The organism is Catelliglobosispora koreensis DSM 44566 (assembly GCF_000379685.1).
GTDB classification, from domain to species: domain Bacteria; phylum Actinomycetota; class Actinomycetes; order Mycobacteriales; family Micromonosporaceae; genus Catelliglobosispora; species Catelliglobosispora koreensis.
The window spans coordinates 71,961-93,554 of the sequence record NZ_KB903283.1; the positions used below are offsets into that span (position 1 = coordinate 71,961).

The window sequence follows — 21,594 nt, forward strand, 5'->3', positions numbered from 1 at the left end:
CGGAAAGTCATTGGTGTCGCTGGGCCCCAGCCCTCCTATCAATATGAGAAAACACTTCGCCGCCGTAGCCCTGGCGGCCCTCGCGCTGGCTGTGACCGCGTCACCCTCGTTCGCAGCGGCCGCCGTCACCGGCTCCAACACCATCGACTCCGGCCCGGCCCTCATTCACGGCCGGCAGATCACCGACCCCAGCCAGGCCCAAGCACTGCTCGCCGCCTACTGGACCCCCGAGCGGATGCGGGCAGCCACTCCGGCTGACGAACCGTCCGAAGGAGACCCCGCGCTGGAGCGCCTCGACCGGCCCGGCAACGTTGGTGAACCCGTTGACGGAGCACGCCCAGCCACTCCTATCACGACACTCACCGGCTCCTCTATGAGCCCACGCGCCCTCAACCTCACCAAGGCCACCGGCCGGGTCTTCTTCACCAACTCCAGCGGTGTCGACAAATCCTGCTCGGGCAGCACTATCAACAACCCGGCCGGCAACATGGTGGCCACCGCGGGACACTGCGTCCACGGCGGCAAAGGCATGGGCTGGCACGACAACTGGGTCTATATGCCCGGCTACCACAACGGTTCCTACAGCGACGGCATGTGGAGTGCTTACTGGTACACGTCTCCCGACGGCTGGACCAAGAAAAGCTATAGCTGGTGGGACTTCGGGTTCGTCAACGTGCACAAGCTCGGCGGAAAGAAGCTCGTGCACGTGGCCGGTGGCAACGGTATCAGCTTCAACTACTCCAAGTGGAGTTCCACGGTTCTGATGGGCTACCCGGCCGACCCGCCTTACGACGGCACCGATCAGTACCACTGCGTCGGCAGCATGTATCCCCGCGGATTCCAGCAAGTCGGCTTCAACTGCTTCCTCACCGGAGGCGCGAGTGGCGGGCCGTTCTTCCGCAACTACGACAACACTTTGCGGCTCGGCTTCACCAGTTCCGTGATCGCGCATGGGCCAGATGACAAGAACTACGGGCCCTACTTCGACAACGACGTGGCCGCGTTCTACAACGCCGCCAAGAACAAGCAGCCCTAATCCAGCAGGTGAAGTGCCCGGCCGGTTTGGCGTGAGCCTTCGGCCGGGTATCTGCGATGTGACAGCGTGCGCACGGGCGCGCGAAGCGAACGTGACTTGGGGGCAGTCATGAGACGCATGAGGCTGTTGTTAGCGATGCTTGGAGTCGCGGTGATCGCGGGGTTCGCGACGGCACCCGCACAGGCATATGTGCCAACCGCCGCCGCGGTTTCGGCGGACAAGGCGTCGGATCTGAAAGCGGCGATGCGCGAGCAGTGGTCGTATCACGCCTGGTACACCCGCGAATACTATGTCGCGGCGATCTTAGGAACGGCGAACGCCGACGCGGCGGCGCAACGCTTGCTGAAAAATCAGGAAGACATCGGCAACGCCGTCGGGCAGTACTACGGGCCAGAGGCCGGAGCGAAAGTCACCGCGCTGCTGCAGGATCACATAAAGATCGCCACCGAGGTGGTCGCGGCGGCCAAGGCGGGCGACCAGGCCGCACTCACTGAGGCCGATGGCAGGTGGCGACAGAACTCCATGGATCTGGCCCGCTTGTTCGCCGACGCGAATCCGGACTTCTTCCCTTACGGCGAGACGCTGGACCTGCTCAACCAGCACCTGGATCTGCTGAGCACCGCTGTCACCAGCTTCATCGGCGGTGACTACGCCCAGAGCGTGGCCGACAACGATGTCTACTACCAGGAAATCCTGATGATGTCTGACTACTTCAGCGACGGCATCATTGGCCAGTTCCCGGAGAAGTTCCAGTAGGCGCTTTGTCAGACCCTTGGGGCAAGATCCCGGGTATGGAATTTCAGCTCGTCATCGACTGTGCCGACCCTGATCGGCTGGTCCCTTTCTGGGCGGCCGCGCTGGGCTACCGCCCGCAAGATCCGCCCGAGGGGCACGCCACCTGGCGGGATTACTACGTCAGCGTGGGCGTGCCCGAGGAGGAGTTCGGCGACGGTGACGGCGCCGACCGGCTCGTGGACCCGGCTGGTGCCGGGCCAGCTATCTGGTTTCAGGTCGTGCCGGAGAAGAAGACCATCAAAAACCGGCTTCACCTCGACCTGAAAGTCGGCGGTGGCCGCTCGGTCTCCCTAGGCGAGCGCCGCGTGCGGGTTGATAGCAAGGTCGCGCAGCTCGTTCAGCTCGGTGCCAGCGTTTTGTCCAGGCACGACGATGCCACGTCTGATCACTACGCGGCGACACTGGCCGACCCGGAGGGCAACGAGTTCTGCGTGGCCTAACCGATCCGGCCAGCGAACGCGAGCACGACCTGCTGAATGGCGGTGGCGTCGTCACGGGCGACGAACGTGCGGCCACCGGTGATTTTCGTAATGGCGTCAAGGGTGTCGGCGTCAGCGGCCTCGCCGACCGCGATGCCGATCACCGTTAGCGGCCGGTCTGGCCGCACTGCGGCCTTGAGCCGTTCCGTGAGCTGTTCCAACGAGATTCCGGCCTTGTCCTCGTTCTTGCCATCAGTGATGACCACCAGCACGTTCTGCGCCTTGGCTTGCCATGACCCAGACATCGACAGATAGGCGGCAAGGATCGTGTCGTAAAGACCGGTGTCACCGTCAGCTTGCAGGCCCGCGATCGCGCCCGCCATCGCCTGCCGGCGGGTGTACGGACCGAGCATCTCCCCCGCCTTGCCCACCGGAACCAGCTCCCGGTAGTCGGCCGTGGGTGTCAGCTCAGTAGCGAACTGCCAAAGCCCGATAGTGGACTGGTTGTTGAGCAACGAGATCCCCTGAATCGCCGCGCGCTGCAACATTTCCAGCCTGCGCTGCGCCGTCCCCGGAACGATGGCGTTCATAGAACCGGAAGTGTCCAAAGCGACGAGCACGTTGTTGGGCCGTTGCAGAACCGCCCACATGCCAAGCATCTGCCCCATCGACTCCGGCGTCGGCTTGCGCACGATGCTGGACTTTTCGGATTTGAAGCCCCGTTGCGCGGTCACGACCGGATTAGCCGGGAGCACATGGTTGACGTCGCGGAAACCGGCTTCGCCGTAAACACGCACACCGTGCTCACCGCGCAGATAGTCCAAGAACGCCGCCGCCATTTTGGAACGTGTTCCCTCGACCCAGGGAGCACGGAGGACCACGTAGGGATAGTCGGCGTAGGCGACACCATCGCTGGGATACACCGGCACCATTGTCGATTGTGGATGCGCGGCAAGGAACGTGGCCAGTTGCTGCTCGCTCACAGGCACCGCACCGGGCTGGTCCAGCAGATTCTGCGCGAGCAAACTTCCCGCGTCGGGCGCGACCGAGGTGACGAGTTGCGAAAACGTCACGCCACCAAGGATTTCCTCGTCACTCATGCGGTTGTCGTTGTTGAGATCGAGCGCGCTAAGCACCGCGGCCAGGCCATCGGTCGAGAAGGTCGGGTCGGGCAGCCCGACGCGCATCGGCCCCCACTCGGCGTGGCCGAACCTGGCCCACGTCTGGCCGCCGATGAAGCCTTGCAACAGGTCGTTCCAGCCGAGCGGTTTCGCCGGCCAGCCAAAAGCTTCCGCCATCGGCCGCTGCATCGCCATGATGACCGGAGAGGTGGCGATACTCGGCGCCGACGCGGGCAGGACGGCCTTAGCCTCAGCCGTCGCGGCCAGAAGCCACAGCGACGAGTCGGGCGCCCACACGTCCGGGCGCGGGCCATCGCGGCCAGCGTCCCAGCCGGACCCCAGCGCCGTAGCGACAGCGGCCGGTGCCATCGGCCGGACCGCGATCCCGCCGAGACACTGACCATCCATTTCGGTGTTTGCCGCCGACCAGTCAGCCGCCATTCGGCCCATTACCCCTACCTGATCGGGGGAAACGACGATCGTCAAACTGATGGGTGTCTGCGCGCAGCTAGACCCGTAGCGTTGGTACGCGATCACGGCACCAGCAGCGATAAGCAATGCGGCGCAGGTCAAGCTGGCGATCCAGCGGAAGCCACGGTTGTTCTTGGCCCGGTGCCGGATGATCGTATTCACGTCAATGTCTCCCGGTTGGGTCGGCGAGGCACGTATGGTGTACCGCAATTAGAACGTGTTCCACAATGGCTAAGTGGATGGGGACGGGAATGCTGGGCGGCCGGTATCGCCTCACGCACCTGCTAGGAACCGGTGACACCGGTGACGTCTGGCAGGCGCACGATGATGCCACCGGGCATCTCGTGGCCATCAAACTCATCCACTCCCACCTGGTCACCAGCACGCGCCTGGCCGACCGGCTGCAACGGTCGCGCGCCGTCCTAACTGGACTGTGGCATCGCAACATCGCCCGGATGCAAGACGTCATCATCGATGACGGCCAGCTGGCCGTCGTGACTGACTATGTCGAAGGCTCGAGCCTGGATCAGTCGTCAGCGCACCCGCTCGAAATCGCCAAGGCTGTCGCCGCTGGCCTGAGCGCGGCCCACCGCCTGGGCATCGCGCACGGGGACCTGAAACCGGCCAACATCATCGTCGCGCACAGCAACCCGGCCGCTACACGTATCACCGACTTCTGCCTCGACGCGTTAATCCGGGCCGGGCGAAGCCGTACCTCCGAGTCGCCCTATGCCGCGCCCGAAGTCATCGATGGCGCGGTGGCCTCCCCCGCCGGCGACATCTACGCCTTTGGCGTCCTGCTTCACGACCTGCTCGGGTCCACACCAGACGCTCAGCTGCACGCGATCATCACGGCCTGCCTCCACGAGGACCCAGCCAGCCGCCCGTCGGCCGAAGACTTGTGCACCGCACTCGAATCCTGCACCGCCCCGACCGGAAAACCGGCGAACACCGCCCGCCATGCGGTACGCGAGCTGCCCGCCAGCCAGCCGAGAACCGCCCGCTGGCTCGCCGTCGCGACCGCCGGAATCCTCGTCGCCGCCGCGTTCGTCACCTTCGGCCTCCTCAGCAACAACGGCACCGCGATTCCACCCACCGCTGCGCCGAGCGCCACCACGGCCGCCCCGGCCACCGAGCCAGCCATGCCCGCGGCCGCCCAAACCGACACCCCCGAGGCCGGCGAAGCTTTTGTGCGTTATTGGTTCGCCTTGCTCAACTATGCGACCGCCAGCGGTGACACCAAAAAGCTCGCCACCGTGACCCGTGCCGAGTGCACGCAATGCGCCACGGCGACGGCTGCCATCCGCGCCAGCCATAGCGGTGGCGGGACCGTCCAAGGTGGACACTTCACGGTCCGTCAGGTGACGAACTCTTCCCTGTGGACACCGCAACGGCCGATCTTCGACACGACCGTCGACCGCAGCATCAAAACCACCACCGACGCCTCCGGAGCGACCACCGGCACCGTGCCCGGCCTAACCTTCACCAACTGCGTCGTCGTCCTGGAACGCACGGGCGACGGCTGGCGCCTCTACGAGGTCACCACCCCCGGCTGCCTGGCCTAGTCTGACTCCAGGCGCAGGGCGGTGTTGATCAAACCGACGAGACTGTACGCCTGAGGCGTGTTGCCGAGGTGGGCAAACGTCGTGGTGTCGACTTCTTCGGACAGCAGCCCGACGTCGTTGCGGATGCGCAGCAGCTTGTCGAACAGGTCCCGTGCCTCCTGTACACGGCCGATTCCGTGTAGCGCGTCGGCTAGCCAGAAGCTGCACGCCAGGAACGCCCCCTCGGTGCCCGGCAGACCGTCGACATGTTCCTTCTGCGGCTCGTAGCGCAGCACGAAGCCGTCGTGGCACAGCTCCCGCTGGATCGCTTCAACCGTGCCGACGACACGTGGGTCGTTCCATGGCAAGAAGCCCACGCGCGGGATCAGCAGCAGGGCGGCGTCCAATCCGGACGATCCGTAGAACTGTGTGAACGTGTTGCGCTGACTGTCAAAGCCGAACCGGCACACCTCAGCGTGAATCCGGTCGCGGATCGCCGCCCACCTTTCCACGGGGCCGTCAAGCCCGTGTTCGCGGACAGTTCGCACCGCACGGTCGAAACCCGCCCACGCCATCATCTTCGAATGCACGAAGTGCTGACGCTGACCGCGTACCTCCCAAAGGCTGTTATCCGGAAGATGCCACGCCCCCTCAAGGTAATCCAGGAGCGCCTTCTGCACGTCCCACGCGGGCTGTGAGTCATTAATCCCGGCGCTGCGGCCTAGGTGCAGGGTGTCGAGCACCTCGCCCCACACGTCGAGCTGAAGCTGTCCGCTAGCCGCGTTGCCAACCCGCACCGGCTGCGCTCCGCCATAACCATTCAGCCATTCCAATTCGTACTCAGGGAGTCTGCGCGATCCATGCAACCCATACATGATCTGCAACTCGGCCGGATCGCCGGCGACAGCACGCAGCAGCCAATCCCGCCACGCCTTGGCCTCGTCCAGGAAACCCGTGCTGATGAGTGCCTGCAGGGTGAATGTCGAGTCCCGCAGCCAGCAGTACCGGTAGTCCCAGTTGCGGCTGCCGCCCGGCTGTTCGGGCAGCGACGTCGTCGCGGCCGCGACGATGCCTCCGGTCGGTGAGTACGTGAGCGCCTTCAGCAGGATCAGCGAGCGTTTGACTTCCTCGGACCACTTGCCCGTGTACGTCGACTGTTTGATCCAGTCGGTCCAGAACTCCTGCGTGTCGGCGATAGCTTGTTCCGCGTCGACGGGCACGGGCACCGGCAGATGTGACTGTTGGTAGGTGAGCACAAACGGAACGCGCTCCCCGGCACTGACCGTGAAGTCGGCATGCGTGGCGAAGCCGGCCCCGTGCAGGTGCACGCCACTGCGCAGCCACACCGCGTCCGGCCCGGCGACCGCACCAAGGTCGGAGCCGGAGTGCCGCACCCACGGGACGATGTGCCCATAGTCGAACCGGATCTTCAGGTGCATCCGCATCGTCACCGTGCCACTTATGCCCTGCACCACGCGCACTAAGTCAGCCGCTTCCCCTCGCGGCGGCATGCAGTCGATGACCTTGACGCGCCCTTCAGCCGTCTCCCACTCGGTCTCCAGGATGAGCGTGTCCGCACGGTACTTGCGGGTCACGGTGGCATTTGGGTCAGCCGGTGCCAGACGCCAGCGCCCAGCGCTCTCGTCATGCAGCAGCGCCGCGAAACAGGCCGGCGAGTCAAACCGCGGCAGGCACAGCCAGTCGATCGAGCCATCCCTGCTGACGAGCGCCGCGCTCTGCAGGTCGCCGATCAGGGCATAGTCTTCGATGGGTGCGGGCATACCCTCGTTATACCTCTAAAGAGGACCGTTCAACCGTGGAAGAGGGCCTCCGTGGGGGTGAGACGTGCGGCACGGATGGCGGGATAGAGGCCGGCGGCGACACCGACGCCAAGGGCGGCAACGATAGCGCCCGCGATGGCCCAGCCGGGGATGGCGACCGGCCACTGTTTACTTCCCGCGTACCAGACGATGATCGCCGAGCTGACGAGCGCACCGGCGATGCCGCCAGCGGCGGACAGTAAGAGGGACTCGGCGAGGAATTGAAGGCGGATCTGCCCACGGGTCGCGCCCAGCGAGCGTCGCAGCCCGATTTCGGACCGTCGTTCTAGGACGTTCATGACCATCGTGTTGGCCACGCCAATGCCGCCGACGAGCAGCGCCACCGCACCCAGTCCCGTCAGGAGGGCGTCCAGCGCGCGGTTGGTCGCTCGCTGCGCGGTCAGCGCGTCGGACGGGCGCGACACCTTCACCTCGTTGGGCTGCAACGGGTTCACGGTCGCGGCGAGCACGCCACGCACGGCTTCGACCGCGTCAGGCCGGGATCGGGTGTAGATGGTCGTAGGATGCCCGTCAAAGCCAAGATAACGTTGCGCGGCAGGCCAGCCGACGAGCACCGAGAGATCCAGCTCCGGAGCCAGCGGGACAGGCGAGAGCGTTCCAGCAACGCTAAACCACTGTCCACCAAGCCAAACTCTCATTCCGGGGGTACGCACCGCGAGGATCGTGCTCGCCTTGCTCCCCAAGACGACCGCCGGATGTTCCGCTGTGGCCGCATTGAGCCACGTCCCCGTGGCCACACCAGCGCCAGCCGTCTCCAGCAGGTCGAGCCGGGCGGCGTTGACCGCGATGCCACCCGTCTGCCCGGCTGGGATCAAGTCATTGCGATACACCCCGGCGGGCACCCGCCCGATCGCGGTAACGGTTTGCACGGGCCCGATCCGGCGCACCATCGCCACCGACTCGGTCGGCAGGCGGGCGTCAGCGCCATAGATGGTGTTGCCGGGCGCGACCGTGAGCAGGTTCGTGCCGAGCTGGCTCAGCGTCCGGTCAAGACCTGCGCGGCTGGACGCCGAGATGCCCACAACGGAAAGCATGGCGGCGATGCCGATCGCGATCCCCAGCGCGGAAAGCACGACGCGCAGCGGCCGCGAACGCAGACCCGCCAAACCGACGCGGCTAACATCGGCGGGGCTGAGCCGGGCTGCCTTAAGGTCATCGGGTGTCAGCAATGATCTTCCCATCTCGCATGCGTATTTGCCGGGGAGCTTGCCCTGCCAAGATGATGTCGTGCGTCACGACCACGAGCGCTGTCCCGGCCGCATTCAGCGCCTGAAGCAGGGTCATGACAATGGCGCCCGACGCGGAGTCAAGGTTGCCGGTCGGCTCGTCGGCCAGCAGCAACGCGGGTTCACGGGCGGCGGCACGGGCGATCGCCACGCGCTGCTGCTCTCCCCCGGACAGCTCATGGGGCCGGTGCTTGACCCGGTGTCCCAGGCCGACGCGCTCAAGCGCTTCGGCCGCCCGCTTGCGGCGTTGCCTGATCGGCACACCGGTGTAGAGCAGACCATCTGCGACATTGTCCAATGCGGACACTCCCTGAGCCAAGTAAAACCGCTGAAATACAAAGCCAATCTTCTTGCTACGCAACGCCGACGCCTGTTTGTCTGAGAGCCCAGACAGATCGTGACCCTCGATCTCAAGCCGTCCCATGGACGGTCTGTCGAGCAGTCCCATGACGTGCAGCATGGTGGACTTGCCGGAGCCTGAAGGCCCGGCGATGCTGAGCGCCTCTCCGGGGCCGATCGCCAATGAAACACCGTCCAATGCCGACACTCCGCCCGGATACGTTTTGCTGACGCCGGTGAGTTTGACAATCATCCAGCCACTCCGACGATCTGTCCCTCGGCCAGGCCCTCACCGCGTATCTCAATGAAACCGTTGGCGGCCATGCCAGTCTCCACCGCGAGGATCCGCGTCGTGGAGCCCTCGACCAGTTCGAGGCCGTAGCCACCTTCGGCCAAGGCGAGCAATGCGGCCACCGGCACGGCAAGGACACCTTCGCGTTTCTGGGCTACGTAGCGAACCTCAACCGGTGCCTTCTCCAGGCTGCCGAGTGCACTTTGGTCCACAATGGACACCTTGACTGGGATCGTCGCCTCCGAGGATCCGTTGTCGCCATCGCCCGCGGCTTCTGTTCCCACATCGGTGATTTCGCCCGCGATGCTTTTGTCTGCAGGCAACACGACCGTGACCGCCGTTCCCTTCACCGCCCAGGCGGCCTGTGCCGCGGGCACGTCCACGCTCACGAGACGGACCGTCGCGGTGTAGGACAGGATCTCACCCGCGGCCACGGTGCCGATGCGAACCGTATGCTGGGCGATGCGCACTGGCCCGTCGGTGTAGACGACACGGCCGAGGTCGACGACGCCGGTGGGGTCCAGCCGGTTTGCCTTTTGCCAGCGTTTGACGGCGGCTTCCGTGGCGCTGCTGAAGGTCTCATCCGTGTTCACGCCTGCGTAGTTGAGTACCCGCAGATTGTCTTTGAATTGTTTGACATCGGGCCCCTTGACACCAATGGCCAGCGGGCGGTACATCGGCAGTGGGCCGTGCATCAGCACGATGGGTTGTTCATTGGCCCGAAACAACGTCTCGCCGCGTTCAACGATTGTTCCGACCGCTGGCAGCCATGTCAGTACGCCCTGCGCCTGTGTTGTCAGCGGAACCGGCACGCCATAGCCGAGCTTGCCGGCGATCGTGACTGACTGCACCATCGTCTGTCTCGTCACTTTGGCGGTTGTCTTAGGCAGCAAGGGTTGCGGCGGTGTTTCCGTGTTTTGCTCACGCAACACGTAGTAAGCAGGGATGCCCGTGCCGACGGCGATCGCCGCAATCAAGCCGAGCCCGGTGCGGCGGCTGATGCGGGTCATGACCCAATCCCGACCCCGGGGGTCGCCGCGCCTCCTGGCTGCACCGCCAGATTGCGGCACGCGTCGGCGGCGGGGCCGAGCTTGGGGTCGCTCTTTAGCTTGGCGCCCAGGGCTTCGGTGAGTTTCGTTTCACCGGTCGCCGGGTCAGGATCCGGATAGTCGGGCACACCGTTGTCGCGCATGCACTTGGCATATAACCGTGCCCGCTCAATGTCCTCGGGCGACAGACGCGACGGCTCGCCGCCATCGGGCAGATAGATCCGGCATTTCTCCATGGCCGCGCTGGCGTTGCCCGACCCTGACGGCAAAATGATCCGGCCGCCGCGGGAGGCACCGGCTGACTCGTCGAGCACGATGCCGTTGGCCCGCATGCAGGCCACAAATTGCCGGGCGCGCTCATCGGGGTCTGTCGCGGGGGCGGCCATCTCCCGGTTGGACGAACCGCTCGCGGTGGCGACCGACGGCCCGTCGCTTAACGCGGAGCATCCAGCGAGCAGGACCACCGCGACGATGAGGGACGAAAGTTTTCGCATACGCACATGAGAGCAGCTAGGAGATAAGGCCAGCATCAGCGTCAATCAAACGTCAACGTTTCTATCAACCTCGATGCCTGAGATTAGTCCCAACAGCCAAACGGACTCTGTCTTAACCGGAGAGGCCAACTTCCGTTCGGCGCCATTCACAGGAGGATCTCTTGCACACACGTACCACGCTGCGATCGGCAGCCGCCGCGCTAGGCCTGGCACTGGTCACGCTCGGGCTCACCGCCGCGCCAGCGCAAGCCAAGCCTGGGCCGACCGGGCACTGCGTCGTCGCCCTCAGCGATGGCAAGGCCATGTCGTGTTTCGGCACCTTCACTGAAGCGATCGCCTTCGCCACCAACGGCCGTGTCGCGGACGCTCCGGCGACAACGGAGAACTTGGGCGCGTCGTTTGACGCCAAGATTGAGGCGTCAAACCGTGCCGCCGCGGCCGGTCCCACCCCGCAAGCCGTGACCCTGTCCATCGAACACGAGGGCGCGCCGCCGCCCGGGGCCTGGTCGCTGACGTTCACCGGCGCCACGCAGTGCACCGCCAGCTTCGGCGATGTGGACTACTCCTACTCGCTGCCGTCGGCGTACTGGGACCAGATCTCGTCCTACCGCACGTACTTCTGCTACGTCGACCACCACTTCTGGTCGACCTTCGGCACCCCGAACACCGGCTTCTACTTCTGCTCACCGGCCGGCGCGTGGTGCACGATTCCGGCGATGCAGCCAGGAAACATCGCGGGTAACAACAACACCCGTTCCCTGCGCTGGACCTGATCGGTGTTGCTAGAAAAGTGTGGCGGCCCCAGGAGGGCCGCCACACTTTTGCTTACCCTGTCCGCAGGAGCAGCGAGGAGTCGTTGCGCAGCAAGGCTTCATAGAGCTTGCGCAGACCAGGCCCGGGATCGAGCCCGAGTTGAGCGGCGAGTTCTTCTTTTGTCCGGTGAAAGACGCCAATGGCATCTGCGTGCCGGCTGGTGCGGTAGAGGCTAACCATCAGCTGCCCGGCGATCACCTCGTCGAGCGGATGTTCCAGCGTCGCCGCGGAAAGCTCCGGAATGACCTGACCGTGGCGGCCCAACCGGAGTTGCGTGGCGAAGTAGTTCGTTAGCGCGGCGACCTGTTCGTGCTTTAGGCCAGCCCGGACACTGTCCACCCACGACCCCCGCAGCCCTGCCAGTGGTTCCCCACGCCAGAGCCGCAAAGCCTTGACATACAAGCCAACGGCACGGTCGTCCTGTCCGGTTTGGACGGCGAGGTCAGCGGCGCGCAACAGCGACCGTGACCGATGAATGTCAATGGAATCGGGATCGGCTATAAGGCAATAGCTGTCCGTCGTCCGGAGGAGCGCTGCGGCGCCGGCGGTTTCGCTTTTGAGTAAGCGCCGCAGGCGGGCAACGTAGGTGTACAAACTCTTGCGGAACTTCTCGGGCGGGGAATCGCCCCAAAGCCTTTCCACGAGGACATCTGACGGCACCGGCCGCCCTGGCAGCAGCGCCAAGGCGGCCAGCAAACTGCGTTGTTTCGGTGTGCCTAAAGGCACGGCCCGGACCCCAGATCTCATCCCCACCGGTCCAAGCAGAATTATCTCAAAGGTTGTCATCAGCTTTCGTCCTGTCGTGAGGCAGCCGGAAAGCAGATCGTTACCACGAGACCACCTCCCCTGCGCGCAATTGCTGAACCGTCCCCGCCGTGCGCACGCGCGATGGAGCGCACAATCGACAGGCCGAGCCCTGATCCGTCACCGGATCCGGACCGTTCCCCGAGCCGGAGAAACGGTTCAAATACTTGAGCGGCCTCGGCCGGGCTGACCACTGGCCCGGTGTTTTCGACCCGCAGGCGGGCCTCACCGGAGAAGGGTGCGCAGTGGACCCAGACCGAGCCGTTCTCTTCGTTGTATTGCATGGCGTTGTGCAGCAGGTTCTGCACAAGTTGCTCCAGCAGCACCGCGTTGCCCTGCAATGGCGACGGTGCCAGCTGGCTAATGACGTGCACGTTTGCCGCCGGGGTGATGCCCTCGATGACGTGTGCGGTGAGCTGAGCGAGGTCGAGCGGTGCCCGGTCAACCAATCCCTGATCGGAGCGAGCCAGGTGCAGCAGGCCGTTGATTATCCGTTCCTGGCGCAGATTCACCTCTAGAAGCGGCTCCCGGACGGCGGGGTCCGTGACGCTGACTTCAATGAGCGTACGGCTGATCGTCAAAGGTGTCTTCAGCTCATGAGACGCGTTGGCGACAAAGCGCCGCTGCCGGTCGAACGCACTGTCCAATCGCGACAGCATGTCATTGAAACTGTCCGCCAGCTCGTGCATTTCGTCGCGTGGCCCCGGCAATGCGGCCCGTTCATGAAGCGATCCGTCGCCAACCCGGCGGACCGTCGCGGTCATCTGCTTGATCGGGCCGACGGTCCGCCCAGCGACAAGCCAGCCGAGCCAGGCACCCACCACGACTAGCACAGCCAGAGCCAAGCTGCCCTGACCGATAAGGTCCCGCAAAGCCGACCGGCGAAAGTCAGCATGGAGCTCTTCGGCTAGGCGGAAACTCGCATCGTCTTCCGTGGGCGGGGTGGAGGGCCGGATCGCGGTGCCCACCGCCTGACCTTGAGTGCCCGGATCGGTTGCGGGCGAAGGCTGCGTTGACTGGTGCGCCACCACGATCGACGTGTTGACCGGGCGGTTCGTCAGCACCCGCTCGAACAGCAACAGCGTGATCCCGAGCAACGCCGATCCAGCCAGCAGAACCGTCAGGCCGTAGATCGCGGCCAGCCGGGTCCGGATCGTCCACCTGCCATCAGCCACGGATCTGGTATCCGACGCCGGGAACGGTCTCCACGATCTGCGGGTCGCCGAGTTTGCGGCGAAGTGTCATCACCGTGACGCGTACGACATTGGTGAATGGGTCTGTATTTTCGTCCCAGGCCCGCTCGAGTAACTCTTCGACGCTGACCACAGCCCCATCGGTACGCAATAGTTCTTCAAGCACGGCGAATTCCTTGCGCGTCAAGATGATCTCGCGTCCGTCGCGGCGAACCTCGCGCCTGCCAATGTCCATGCTGATGCCACCGCGCTCCAAAATGGGCGGTTGCGCTGGCCGGGCCCGCCGGCCTAAAGCACGCACCCGGGCGACCAGCTCGGCGAAGGCGAAGGGCTTGGCAAGATAGTCGTCGGCGCCTAAGGAGAGCCCACTCACACGATCACTGAGCTCGCCCGCGGCGGTCAGCATCAACACGCGCGTCTCGTGCCGCGAGCTGACCACACTGCGGCACACCTCGTCACCGTGCACTTTGGGCAGATCACGATCGAGGATGAGCACGTCGTAGGCGTTGACGCCGAGCCGCTCCAGCGCGGCTGACCCGTCATAGACCACATCCACGGCTAGCGAGGCGTTGCGTAATCCGGTCGCGATCGTGTCGGCCAAGAGCTTTTCGTCTTCTGCGACAAGCACTCGCATATGGGCCCCTCCCGTGTCGGCTCAGACATATTCATCGTTGCCGTTTAGCCATAAGGCGCTCATAAAGTTCTTGTAGGTTTTCTGTCCAGTTCCGGACTTGGTGGCACGCTGTAGGGGTGAGGACGTACGGGCAATATTGCCCTATCGCACGGGCCTCGGAGATCCTGGCCGAGCGCTGGTCCCTCATTGTTCTGCGCAACATCGTCATCCTGGGCTGCCGCACCTTCAACGAGATCGCCGACGGCGCCCCTGGGCTTTCCCGCGGGCTGCTGTCCAAGCGCCTGCGGGAGCTGGAACGCGGCGGCGTGATCGAGATCCATCCCAAGCCGGGCGGCTCGGGCTCGACGTACGAGCCGACGCAAGCAGGCCGTGAACTTTCCGCCGTCCTGGTGGCGCTGCAGCACTGGGGCTCGAAGTGGGCAGAGCTGACACCAGAGCACGCTCACCCAGGCGTGGTGCTGTGGATGTGGGCGACTTTCTACCTCGACCGCGACCAGTTCCCGAGCGGCCGGGTGCTGATCCGGTTCGACTACCCGACCTTGTCTGGACCGGGCAGCCTTAGCTGGCTGCTCATCGAGCGGGGTGACGCGGAGATCTGCGACAAGCACCCGGGCGGCGAGGAGCATCTCGTGGTCGTAGTGCACGACCCGATCGCGTTCGCCCGCTGGCACCTTGGGGAGATCCAATGGCGCGAGGCGCTGCGCTCCGGGGCGATCGAGGTCAACGGCTCCCGCGCGCTGGCCCGTGCCCTGCCGACCTGGCACCGCCATCACGACCGTGGATCGCAGCCGTTGCACGCTTGAGGTTCAGACTTTGAACTTTCCTGCCGTCAGCTTCGGGCGCACGCTCGGTGGTATGACGAATATCGGCACACCGTTAGCCCCTCACTTCGCCGGGCGGTTGATCCAGCCGGACGATGCCGGCTACGACGCGGCCCGCCAGATCTGGAACGGGCACATCCAGCGTTACCCAGCCCTTATCGCTCGCTGTAGCGGCGTGGCCGACGTGATCGCGGCGGTCCGCTTCTGCCGGGAGCACGACCTGCCGGCCTCGGTGCGGGGCGGGGCGCATGCCGTGGCCGGGCATGCGGTCCGCGATGGCGGTGTCGTCATTGACCTTTCGCCGATGACCGGCACCCGCGTTGATCCGCTCGCGCGCACGATCCAGCTCGAAGGCGGTTGCACCAACGCCCATCTAGACCGCGAAAGCCAGGCATTCGGTCTGGCCGCCACCGGAGGCATCGTCAGTCACACCGGCATCGGCGGGCTGACCCTAGGCGGCGGGCTCGGTCACCTCATGCGCAAGTTCGGCTTGGCCATCGACGCGCTGCGCTCCTGCGACGTCGTCACCGCCGACGGCGAGTTCGCCGTGGCCAGCGCACACGACAATCCCGAGTTGTTTTGGGGCCTGCGCGGTGGCGGCGGCAACTTCGGCATCGTCACCAGCTTCACGTTCGATTTACAACCCCTTGGCCCGACGGTACTAGCCGGAATGCTCGCGTGGCCGATGAACGATGCCGTACGCGTGCTGCGTTGCCTGCGCGAGTTCATCGTCACCGCACCCGACGAGGTCGGGGTGATGGCCAACTTGCGCCTGGCGCCACCGCTGCCGGTCGTGCCCGAAAGTCTTTGGGGCAAACCGATTGTGGCGCTCGTGGCCACGTACGCGGGGTCGGCGCGCGAAGGGCATAAGGCGCTCGCGCCGCTGCGGGAACTGCCCGCCCCCGCCTTGGACACGGTGCAGCCGAAACCTTATGTGGCACACCAGAAAATGTTCGATCCGTTGTACCCGCACGGCCGGCACTACTACTGGAAGTCGCATAAGCTCGGCCCGTTGAGCGACGAGATCATTGACGTCGTCGTTGACCACGCGGCACGAGTGACATCGCCGCTATCAGCTGTGCCCATCTTTTCCCTCGGCGGTGCCATGGCACGGGTCCCGGAGGACGCGACAGCCTTCCCTTACCGCGACGCCTCACACGACATCAACATCGTGGCGTCCTGGCTCCCTTCGGAAGCCGGCGACGCGGACCGTCACATCGAATGGGTGCGCGAATTCTTCCGTGCCCTGGAGCCTTACAGCCGTGGCGTTTATGTCAACTTCACCAGCGATGATGCCAGCGATCGCGTCCAAACCGCATACAGCGAATCGCAGTGGGCACGGCTCACCGCACTCAAGTCCACTTACGACCCGTCAAACTTCTTCCGCATGAACGCGAACATCCCACCTTCGCCTGTTACCCGCTGATGGGCTGCACGTCGCGGGTGGCGCGCTCGTCGAAGGCGATCCGGGCCAGGCGCACTTCCTCGCTGTGCTGCTCGGCCCAGTCGCAGATCGCCTCGATCAGGTCGACTGTGCTCAGGCCCAGTTTGGTGAGGCTGTATTCCACGCGCGGTGGCATCGTGGGGTAAACCAGCCGGTTCACCATGCCGTCACGTTCGAGGTCGCGCAGTGTCTGCGTGAGCATCTTCTGGGTGATGCCGTCGAGCTTGCGGCGTAGCTCGCCGAAGCGCATCCGCTCCTGCGGGCCGAGCGCCTTGATCACGAGAACTGTCCACTTGCCACCGAGCCGGGTCATCGCCTCGCGGGCGAAGCAGCCGTCGAGGAACACGTTGGGTTCGTGCGGGGTGCTCGCGCAATGCTCAAGGGTGGTATCCATGAGGTACCTAGATACCAAATTAGTGCCATCTTCACAACAGGTACCGTCATTGGCCAGGCTTAGGCTATGACAACAACGATGCGTCAGATCAGCCAGCAGGCCTATGGCGGCCCCGACGTTCTGCAGCTCACCGAGGTTCCGCTGCCCGAGCCGGGGCTAACCGAGATCCGCGTGAAGGTGTCTGCCGCAGGGGTGAATCCGGCCGACTGGAAGACACGGCGCGGCGACTGGGATGTCTTTGCTCCGCCGTTCGCTCTGGGCTGGGATGTCAGCGGCATCGTCGACGCTGTCGCCCCTGGCGTCACCCGCTTCCGCCCCGGCGACGAGGTCTATGGCATGCCACGCTTCCCGCAATTGCCTGGTGGCTATGGCGAATACGTCACCGCGCCGGCCCGCCACTTCGCCCGTAAACCGGCCAACCTGAGTCACGAAGAAGCCGCCGCGCTGCCCCTGGTGTCGCTCACCGCGTGGCAAGCGCTCGCCGATACCGCAAACCTTCAACCCCATCAGAGGGTACTCATTCACGCCGCCGCCGGCGGGGTGGGCCATGTGGCCGTGCAGATCGCCAAGGCACGCGGCGCCTACGTCATCGGAACGGCCCGTCAAGCCAAGCACGCGTGGCTGCGCGACCTCGGTGCCGGCGAACTCATCGATTACACCACCACCGATTTCGCCGAAGCGGTGTCCGATGTGGACGTTGTGCTTGACACTATCGGCGGCGACTACGCCCAGCGTTCCTTGCGCACCCTGCGCCCAGGCGGCGTGTTCGTCACAATCGTCGACCACTTTGGCCTGGAAGCACTGCGGGCTCCGGGGATTCGCGTCGAGGGCCTTCTCGTCGAGCCAGATGGCACGGGCCTTGAGGCGGTCACCGATCTGGCCGAGAAAGGTCTGCTGAAGCCTTATCTGGCAAAGGTTTTCCCGCTGGAGCAGGCCGCGGAGGCCCACCGGCTCGGCGAGACTGACCGCACCCAGGGCAAGATCGTCCTGAAGGTCACCTAGGCCGGGGGGATGTTTTGGTTGAGGTGAAACACATTCGCCGGATCGTAGGCGGTCTTGAGGGCGGTCAGCCGGGCGAGCTTCACAGCCGAGTAAGCGCGCTGCACGCCACGGTTCCCATCGGCTAGTTCCTCGGCCGTCAGCGAGTTGACGTAAATGCCGCTCGCGTAAGGCTCAAGCGAAGCACCCGCGGCGCGGGCGGCGCCCATCCAGGCGTCATCATCGGCCGGGTTGGTCCAGCGGCAGCCCGCGCCGAACTCGAACATGGTGTTGCGGTGGCTGAACGCCGCATCGGCCTCGGGCACCTCGGCGATGGCGCCGCCGTGGGCTTGCAGGCTGACGCTTGGCAGGTAAGGGTTTCCTGTCAGGTCAGCGCCACCGCGCAGCAGGAACGCCTCGATCGCCTCGGTCGGGAATCGCTTCAGGTAGTGCGCTTTGGAGTAGCGGCGGTAGGCGTGGCCACCGGTGGAGTCGTCGCGCTGCTGAAGGTCTAGATAGGACGGTGTAGTGACCCGCGACGCGACCGGTCGCCCGAGTGCCCGCATCGGGCGCAGCAGCCGGCGTGCCTCGGCCGGATCGCCGACCCACACGAAACCCAGTGTCGCGATCGGACCGCTGGGGCCGCCGCTGACGCTGGCGGTGAACGTCGCCTGCCGGGGCGCCACGGCGTTCAGGTCACGCCAGCCTTCGACGACCGGCACGGCGTCCTCAGCGCGGAAGTCGAATTCGGCGACCAGTGTGCGGGTTCCGGTGTGGTGCAACGCGAATTCGAACTCGGTGACGATGCCGAAGTTGCCGCCGCCACCACGCAGACCCCAGAACAGGTCAGGATTCTCGGTGCGGCTAGCGGTAACGACGCTGCCTTCAGCGGTCACCATCGTGAAGGAGACGACGTTGTCGCACGCTAGCCCGTGCTGGCGGGCCAGCCAGCCCATGCCGCCGCCGAGGGTGAGCCCGCCAACGCCGGTGTGCGCGACGTTGCCTGCCGTGGTCGCCAGACCATATGGCTGAGACGCCCGGTCCACTGCGCCGAGCAGTGCGCCTCCTTGCACCCAGGCACGACGCTGGACCGGGTCGATCCGCACGCCGCCCATGAGTGACAGATCGATCATGAGCCCACCGTCCGGTACGGCGAAGCCAGCGACATTGTGGCCGCCGCAGCGCACGCCGATCTCGAGGTCTGATTCGCGGGCCAGCCGCACGGCAGCGACCACGTCAGCGACGCTTGCAACGCGCACAATCATGCGCGGGCGCCGGTCGACCATCGCGTTCCAAACCGAGCGGGCGGTGTCATATCCGGCGTCGCCGGGGCTAAGGAGCTGTCCGTCGAAGCGGGTCACTGTCTTCGTCATGACCTCAGCCTGACAGGAATCGGTACATGCGATAAGGTCCGATTCTGTGGGCCAATTCAGGACCAATTCGGGTTCGGCCGAGGACTTGCTCATCGAGCTAGACCGCGACACTCGTGTGCCGCTACACCGTCAAATCCAGGCATCCATCCGCGCGAGCATCCGGGCCGGGCGGTTGCGTACGGGCGCGTCTCTGCCGCCGACACGCACCCTCGCCGCCGGTCTCGGGGTTTCGCGCGGGGTGGTCGTTGAGGCCTATCAGCAGCTGGTGGCCGAGGGCTATTTGGCGAGCCGGTCCGGCGGTTACACCCATGTCGCCGCCTCGATGCCGTCGGCTCCCAGTCCTCCGCCATCGGTGGCACCGCCGGCCGTGCGCAGGGTCGACTTTGGATTCGGGCGCACTGACGTGTCGCAGTTTCCCCGGGCGGCCTGGCTGCGCTCGGTTCGCACCGTGCTCACCACCACGCCCAATGACCGGCTCGCCTATCTCGACGGCCGTGGCGTGCCAGAACTGCATCAGGCTCTATGCGATTACCTCAACCGGGTACGCGGTACGTCCGCCGATCCTGCCAATGTGGTGATCTGCAACGGATACGGACAGGGCATTTCCTTGCTGATCCAGGTTTTGGTCCAGCACGGTGCCAGGCGGATCGCCCTGGAAGACCCATCGTCCAATGACGACGCTCTCCTGGTGGCTGCCGCCGCGGGTCTTGAGGTGACCGGAATCCCAGTGGGCCCAGACGGCATAGACGTCGCCGCCCTCGACCGCGCTGACGCCGACGCGGTCGTGCTCACGCCGTCACACCAATGGCCCACCGGTGCCGTGTTGTCCGCGGCCGCGAGGGCCGAGGTCATCGGCTGGGCCAAACGCCGCGGCGCGATCGTGGTCGAGGACGACTATGACGCGGAGTACCGCTACGACCGCTCGCCCGTGGGCGCCATGCAAGGTCTAGCACCCGATCACGTCGTCTACTGCGGCACGGCAAGCAAGACGCTCGCCCCCGGATTGCGGCTCGGCTGGATGATTGTGCCGCCTCACCTTGTCACTGACGTCGCGGCAGCGAAGGTGCTTGCCGACCGCGGCTCGCCGGTCATCGACCAGCTGACGTTCGCTGATTTCCTTGCCCGCGGCGAATTTGACCGCCATCTGCGCCGGATGCGTCCCGTGTATCGCCGCCGCCGCGACGCCTTGCTGGCCGCGCTGCGCACACATCTGCCCTATCTTGAGCCGTACGGCATCGCCGCCGGACAGCACGTGGTCACGTGGCTCCCCGACGATCTCGACGAAGCGGCCGTCGTCGCAGCGGCCGCTAAACACAGGCTCGGCATTCACGGCGTCAGCCCGTACCGCATTAGCAGCACCGGTCGCGGTGGCCTGATCTTCGGCTACGCCATCCTCAGCGAGGCCGTCATCGCCGAGGGTGTAAAGCTTCTAGCCACAGCCATCCGCGAGGTGCGGAGTCAGCGGGACTAAGCCGCAACCCTTGGGGTCGCTGTGCTTTCGCGCACGACGAGGCGGGTAGGGACGAGCGTGGTGCCGTGCTCTGGCTCGCCACGGTCGATTTGGCGCAGGACGCCTTGCACGCACCGGCGGCCGACTTCGGCGAAGTCCTGGTGGACTGTCGTCAGTGGAGGGATGAAGGAACTCGCGTCAGGGATGTCGTCGAAGCCGACGACGCTGACGTCGCCGGGCACCGAGCGCCCGCGGTCGTGCAGGGCGCGCAGGACACCGAGCGCCATCTGGTCGTTGGCGGCGAAAATGGCTGTGCAGCTGGGATCCTCAGCCATCATCAGGCCGGCCTGATAGCCGGACTCGGCCGACCAGTCCCCGTGCAGTGGCGTCGGAACAGCACGGCCAGCGGCCTCAAGTGCTTGCCGCCACGCCTGTTCGCGTCTGCTGCTGGCGAACGATTCGCGTGGACCCGTGATGTGCCAAACGGTTTCGTGACCCAACTCGAGCAGGTGAGTGACCGCTTGCCCGGCCCCGTCGGCCTGGTCGGTGTCCACAACGGAGTATCGGTCGCCCGCGTCGGAGTCAACGACCACAACCTGAACGTGCGGCGGCAACGTCACGGTGGCCGCGTCGAGCAGGTGCACTTCCATAATCACGATGACACCGTCGACGGCGAGCTCACCGAGGCGGGTGAACGCACCGAGCACACTGTCTTGCGTTGGCACCGCGACCGGGATGAGCGTGATGGCATAGCCTTCGGCCGCCGCGTGATTGGCGATCGCTTCCAGGGTGCGGCTGTTGCCGGTGCTGGAGAGCGTGAAAAGGATGACGCCGATGGTGCGGAACTCGCCGCGTTTGAGCGCACGGGCCGCGCTGTTGGGCCGGTAGCCGAGCTCGCGCATGGCTTTGAGCACTTGCTCACGGGTGGTTCCGATGACGCTGGGGTGGCCGTTGGACACCCGCGAAACGGTCTGGGAGGAAACGCCCGCGAGCCGGGCAACGTCGGCCATCGATATGCGGCGTTGCTTTGACTGGCTCATCCGGCGCCGCTCCTTCACGCTCG

The 21,594-nt window shown here is 65.4% G+C and carries 21 protein-coding genes; 9 read left to right on the forward strand and 12 right to left on the reverse strand.

Translation table 11 applies throughout. The annotated features are described in order from the left end of the window. The first annotated feature begins 43 nt into the window (after positions 1-43). The 3 genes from A3E1_RS0126015 to A3E1_RS0126025 all read left to right on the forward strand — a co-directional run bounded on the left by A3E1_RS0126015 (position 44) and on the right by A3E1_RS0126025 (position 2,271). The gene (locus A3E1_RS0126015) at positions 44-1,036 is read left to right on the forward strand and encodes a trypsin-like serine peptidase (protein WP_020523721.1); all 993 of its coding nucleotides are present in this window, start codon (positions 44-46) and stop codon (positions 1,034-1,036) included. Between the two features lie 108 nt (positions 1,037-1,144). After that, on the forward strand, positions 1,145-1,792 hold the full coding sequence (locus A3E1_RS42110) for a glycosyltransferase (protein ID WP_157631741.1): 648 nt from the start codon (positions 1,145-1,147) through the stop codon (positions 1,790-1,792). Between the two features lie 35 nt (positions 1,793-1,827). Beyond that, positions 1,828-2,271 carry a VOC family protein gene (locus A3E1_RS0126025; protein WP_020523723.1) on the forward strand — a complete coding sequence of 148 codons (444 nt, stop codon included), beginning with the start codon at positions 1,828-1,830 and terminating at the stop codon, positions 2,269-2,271. Here the strand turns inward: A3E1_RS0126025 and A3E1_RS0126030 are convergent. Beyond that, complete coding sequence (locus tag A3E1_RS0126030; RefSeq protein ID WP_020523724.1) at positions 2,268-4,004, reverse strand: substrate-binding and VWA domain-containing protein; 1,737 nt, start codon at positions 4,002-4,004, stop codon at positions 2,268-2,270. The genes A3E1_RS0126025 and A3E1_RS0126030 overlap by 4 nt on opposite strands. Before the next feature lie 65 nt (positions 4,005-4,069). Between A3E1_RS0126030 and A3E1_RS0126035 the strand changes: the two genes are divergently transcribed. Beyond that, on the forward strand, positions 4,070-5,407 hold the full coding sequence (locus A3E1_RS0126035) for a DUF6318 family protein (RefSeq protein ID WP_083929646.1): 1,338 nt from the start codon (positions 4,070-4,072) through the stop codon (positions 5,405-5,407). Here the strand turns inward: A3E1_RS0126035 and A3E1_RS0126040 are convergent. The 5 genes from A3E1_RS0126040 to A3E1_RS42115 are packed head-to-tail and all read right to left on the reverse strand — an operon-like array spanning position 5,404 to position 10,627. After that, complete coding sequence (locus A3E1_RS0126040; RefSeq protein ID WP_020523725.1) at positions 5,404-7,167, reverse strand: glycoside hydrolase family 15 protein; 1,764 nt, start codon at positions 7,165-7,167, stop codon at positions 5,404-5,406. The genes A3E1_RS0126035 and A3E1_RS0126040 overlap by 4 nt on opposite strands. A gap of 29 nt (positions 7,168-7,196) precedes the next feature. Then, positions 7,197-8,408 (reverse strand): ABC transporter permease, encoded by a 1,212-nt coding sequence (locus tag A3E1_RS0126045; protein WP_040391842.1) that lies wholly within the window; start codon positions 8,406-8,408, stop codon positions 7,197-7,199. Further along, complete coding sequence (locus tag A3E1_RS0126050) at positions 8,380-9,042, reverse strand: ABC transporter ATP-binding protein (RefSeq protein ID WP_026208854.1); 663 nt, start codon at positions 9,040-9,042, stop codon at positions 8,380-8,382. The genes A3E1_RS0126045 and A3E1_RS0126050 overlap by 29 nt, the downstream gene beginning before the upstream one ends. After that, positions 9,042-10,094: a peptidoglycan-binding domain-containing protein gene (locus A3E1_RS0126055; RefSeq protein ID WP_020523728.1), complete on the reverse strand. Its 1,053-nt coding sequence runs from the start codon at positions 10,092-10,094 to the stop codon at positions 9,042-9,044. Before A3E1_RS0126055 ends, A3E1_RS0126050 begins: the two co-directional genes overlap by 1 nt. Next, the gene (locus A3E1_RS42115) at positions 10,091-10,627 is read right to left on the reverse strand and encodes a hypothetical protein (protein WP_020523729.1); all 537 of its coding nucleotides are present in this window, start codon (positions 10,625-10,627) and stop codon (positions 10,091-10,093) included. Before A3E1_RS42115 ends, A3E1_RS0126055 begins: the two co-directional genes overlap by 4 nt. Before the next feature lie 161 nt (positions 10,628-10,788). On the opposite strand from A3E1_RS42115, the gene A3E1_RS45105 reads away from it, so the two are divergent. Continuing rightward, entirely contained in the window at positions 10,789-11,400 is a 612-nt protein-coding gene (locus tag A3E1_RS45105) for a hypothetical protein (RefSeq protein ID WP_020523730.1), read from the forward strand. A 52-nt stretch (positions 11,401-11,452) separates the two neighbouring features. Here the strand turns inward: A3E1_RS45105 and A3E1_RS42125 are convergent, their stop codons facing one another. From A3E1_RS42125 to A3E1_RS0126080, 3 genes are read right to left on the reverse strand one after another with little or no spacing between them, the layout of a single operon-like run. Continuing rightward, positions 11,453-12,166 carry an AfsR/SARP family transcriptional regulator gene (locus A3E1_RS42125; RefSeq protein ID WP_051105159.1) on the reverse strand — a complete coding sequence of 238 codons (714 nt, stop codon included), beginning with the start codon at positions 12,164-12,166 and terminating at the stop codon, positions 11,453-11,455. Positions 12,167-12,225: 59 nt separating this feature from the next. Then, the gene (locus A3E1_RS42130; RefSeq protein ID WP_020523732.1) at positions 12,226-13,419 is read right to left on the reverse strand and encodes a sensor histidine kinase; all 1,194 of its coding nucleotides are present in this window, start codon (positions 13,417-13,419) and stop codon (positions 12,226-12,228) included. Further along, positions 13,412-14,071, reverse strand: coding sequence for a response regulator transcription factor (locus A3E1_RS0126080; protein WP_020523733.1), 660 nt, complete (start codon positions 14,069-14,071; stop codon positions 13,412-13,414). Before A3E1_RS0126080 ends, A3E1_RS42130 begins: the two co-directional genes overlap by 8 nt. A 116-nt stretch (positions 14,072-14,187) precedes the next feature. Between A3E1_RS0126080 and A3E1_RS0126085 the strand changes: the two genes are divergently transcribed. Together A3E1_RS0126085 and A3E1_RS0126090 are read left to right on the forward strand one after the other, a co-directional pair. After that, positions 14,188-14,874 carry a winged helix-turn-helix transcriptional regulator gene (locus A3E1_RS0126085; RefSeq protein ID WP_020523734.1) on the forward strand — a complete coding sequence of 229 codons (687 nt, stop codon included), beginning with the start codon at positions 14,188-14,190 and terminating at the stop codon, positions 14,872-14,874. A 10-nt stretch (positions 14,875-14,884) separates the two neighbouring features. Continuing rightward, entirely contained in the window at positions 14,885-16,318 is a 1,434-nt protein-coding gene (locus tag A3E1_RS0126090) for an FAD-binding oxidoreductase (RefSeq protein ID WP_020523735.1), read from the forward strand. On the opposite strand, the gene A3E1_RS0126095 is transcribed toward A3E1_RS0126090, so the two are convergent. Continuing rightward, the gene (locus A3E1_RS0126095) at positions 16,308-16,730 is read right to left on the reverse strand and encodes a winged helix-turn-helix transcriptional regulator (RefSeq protein WP_020523736.1); all 423 of its coding nucleotides are present in this window, start codon (positions 16,728-16,730) and stop codon (positions 16,308-16,310) included. The two genes, A3E1_RS0126090 and A3E1_RS0126095, sit on opposite strands and share 11 nt — an antisense overlap. Positions 16,731-16,796: 66 nt before the next feature. Between A3E1_RS0126095 and A3E1_RS0126100 the strand changes: the two genes are divergently transcribed. After that, positions 16,797-17,732, forward strand: a complete 936-nt coding sequence (locus A3E1_RS0126100) for an NADP-dependent oxidoreductase (protein ID WP_040391844.1) — start codon at positions 16,797-16,799, stop codon at positions 17,730-17,732. On the opposite strand, the gene A3E1_RS0126105 is transcribed toward A3E1_RS0126100, so the two are convergent. Beyond that, positions 17,729-19,081 (reverse strand): FAD-binding oxidoreductase, encoded by a 1,353-nt coding sequence (locus tag A3E1_RS0126105; RefSeq protein WP_020523738.1) that lies wholly within the window; start codon positions 19,079-19,081, stop codon positions 17,729-17,731. The genes A3E1_RS0126100 and A3E1_RS0126105 overlap by 4 nt on opposite strands. Before the next feature lie 46 nt (positions 19,082-19,127). On the opposite strand from A3E1_RS0126105, the gene pdxR reads away from it, so the two are divergent. Beyond that, positions 19,128-20,552: a MocR-like pyridoxine biosynthesis transcription factor PdxR gene (pdxR, locus tag A3E1_RS0126110; protein ID WP_020523739.1), complete on the forward strand. Its 1,425-nt coding sequence runs from the start codon at positions 19,128-19,130 to the stop codon at positions 20,550-20,552. Here the strand turns inward: pdxR and A3E1_RS0126115 are convergent. Beyond that, complete coding sequence (locus A3E1_RS0126115) at positions 20,549-21,571, reverse strand: LacI family DNA-binding transcriptional regulator (protein WP_020523740.1); 1,023 nt, start codon at positions 21,569-21,571, stop codon at positions 20,549-20,551. The two genes, pdxR and A3E1_RS0126115, sit on opposite strands and share 4 nt — an antisense overlap. Between the last annotated feature and the right edge of the window lie 23 nt (positions 21,572-21,594).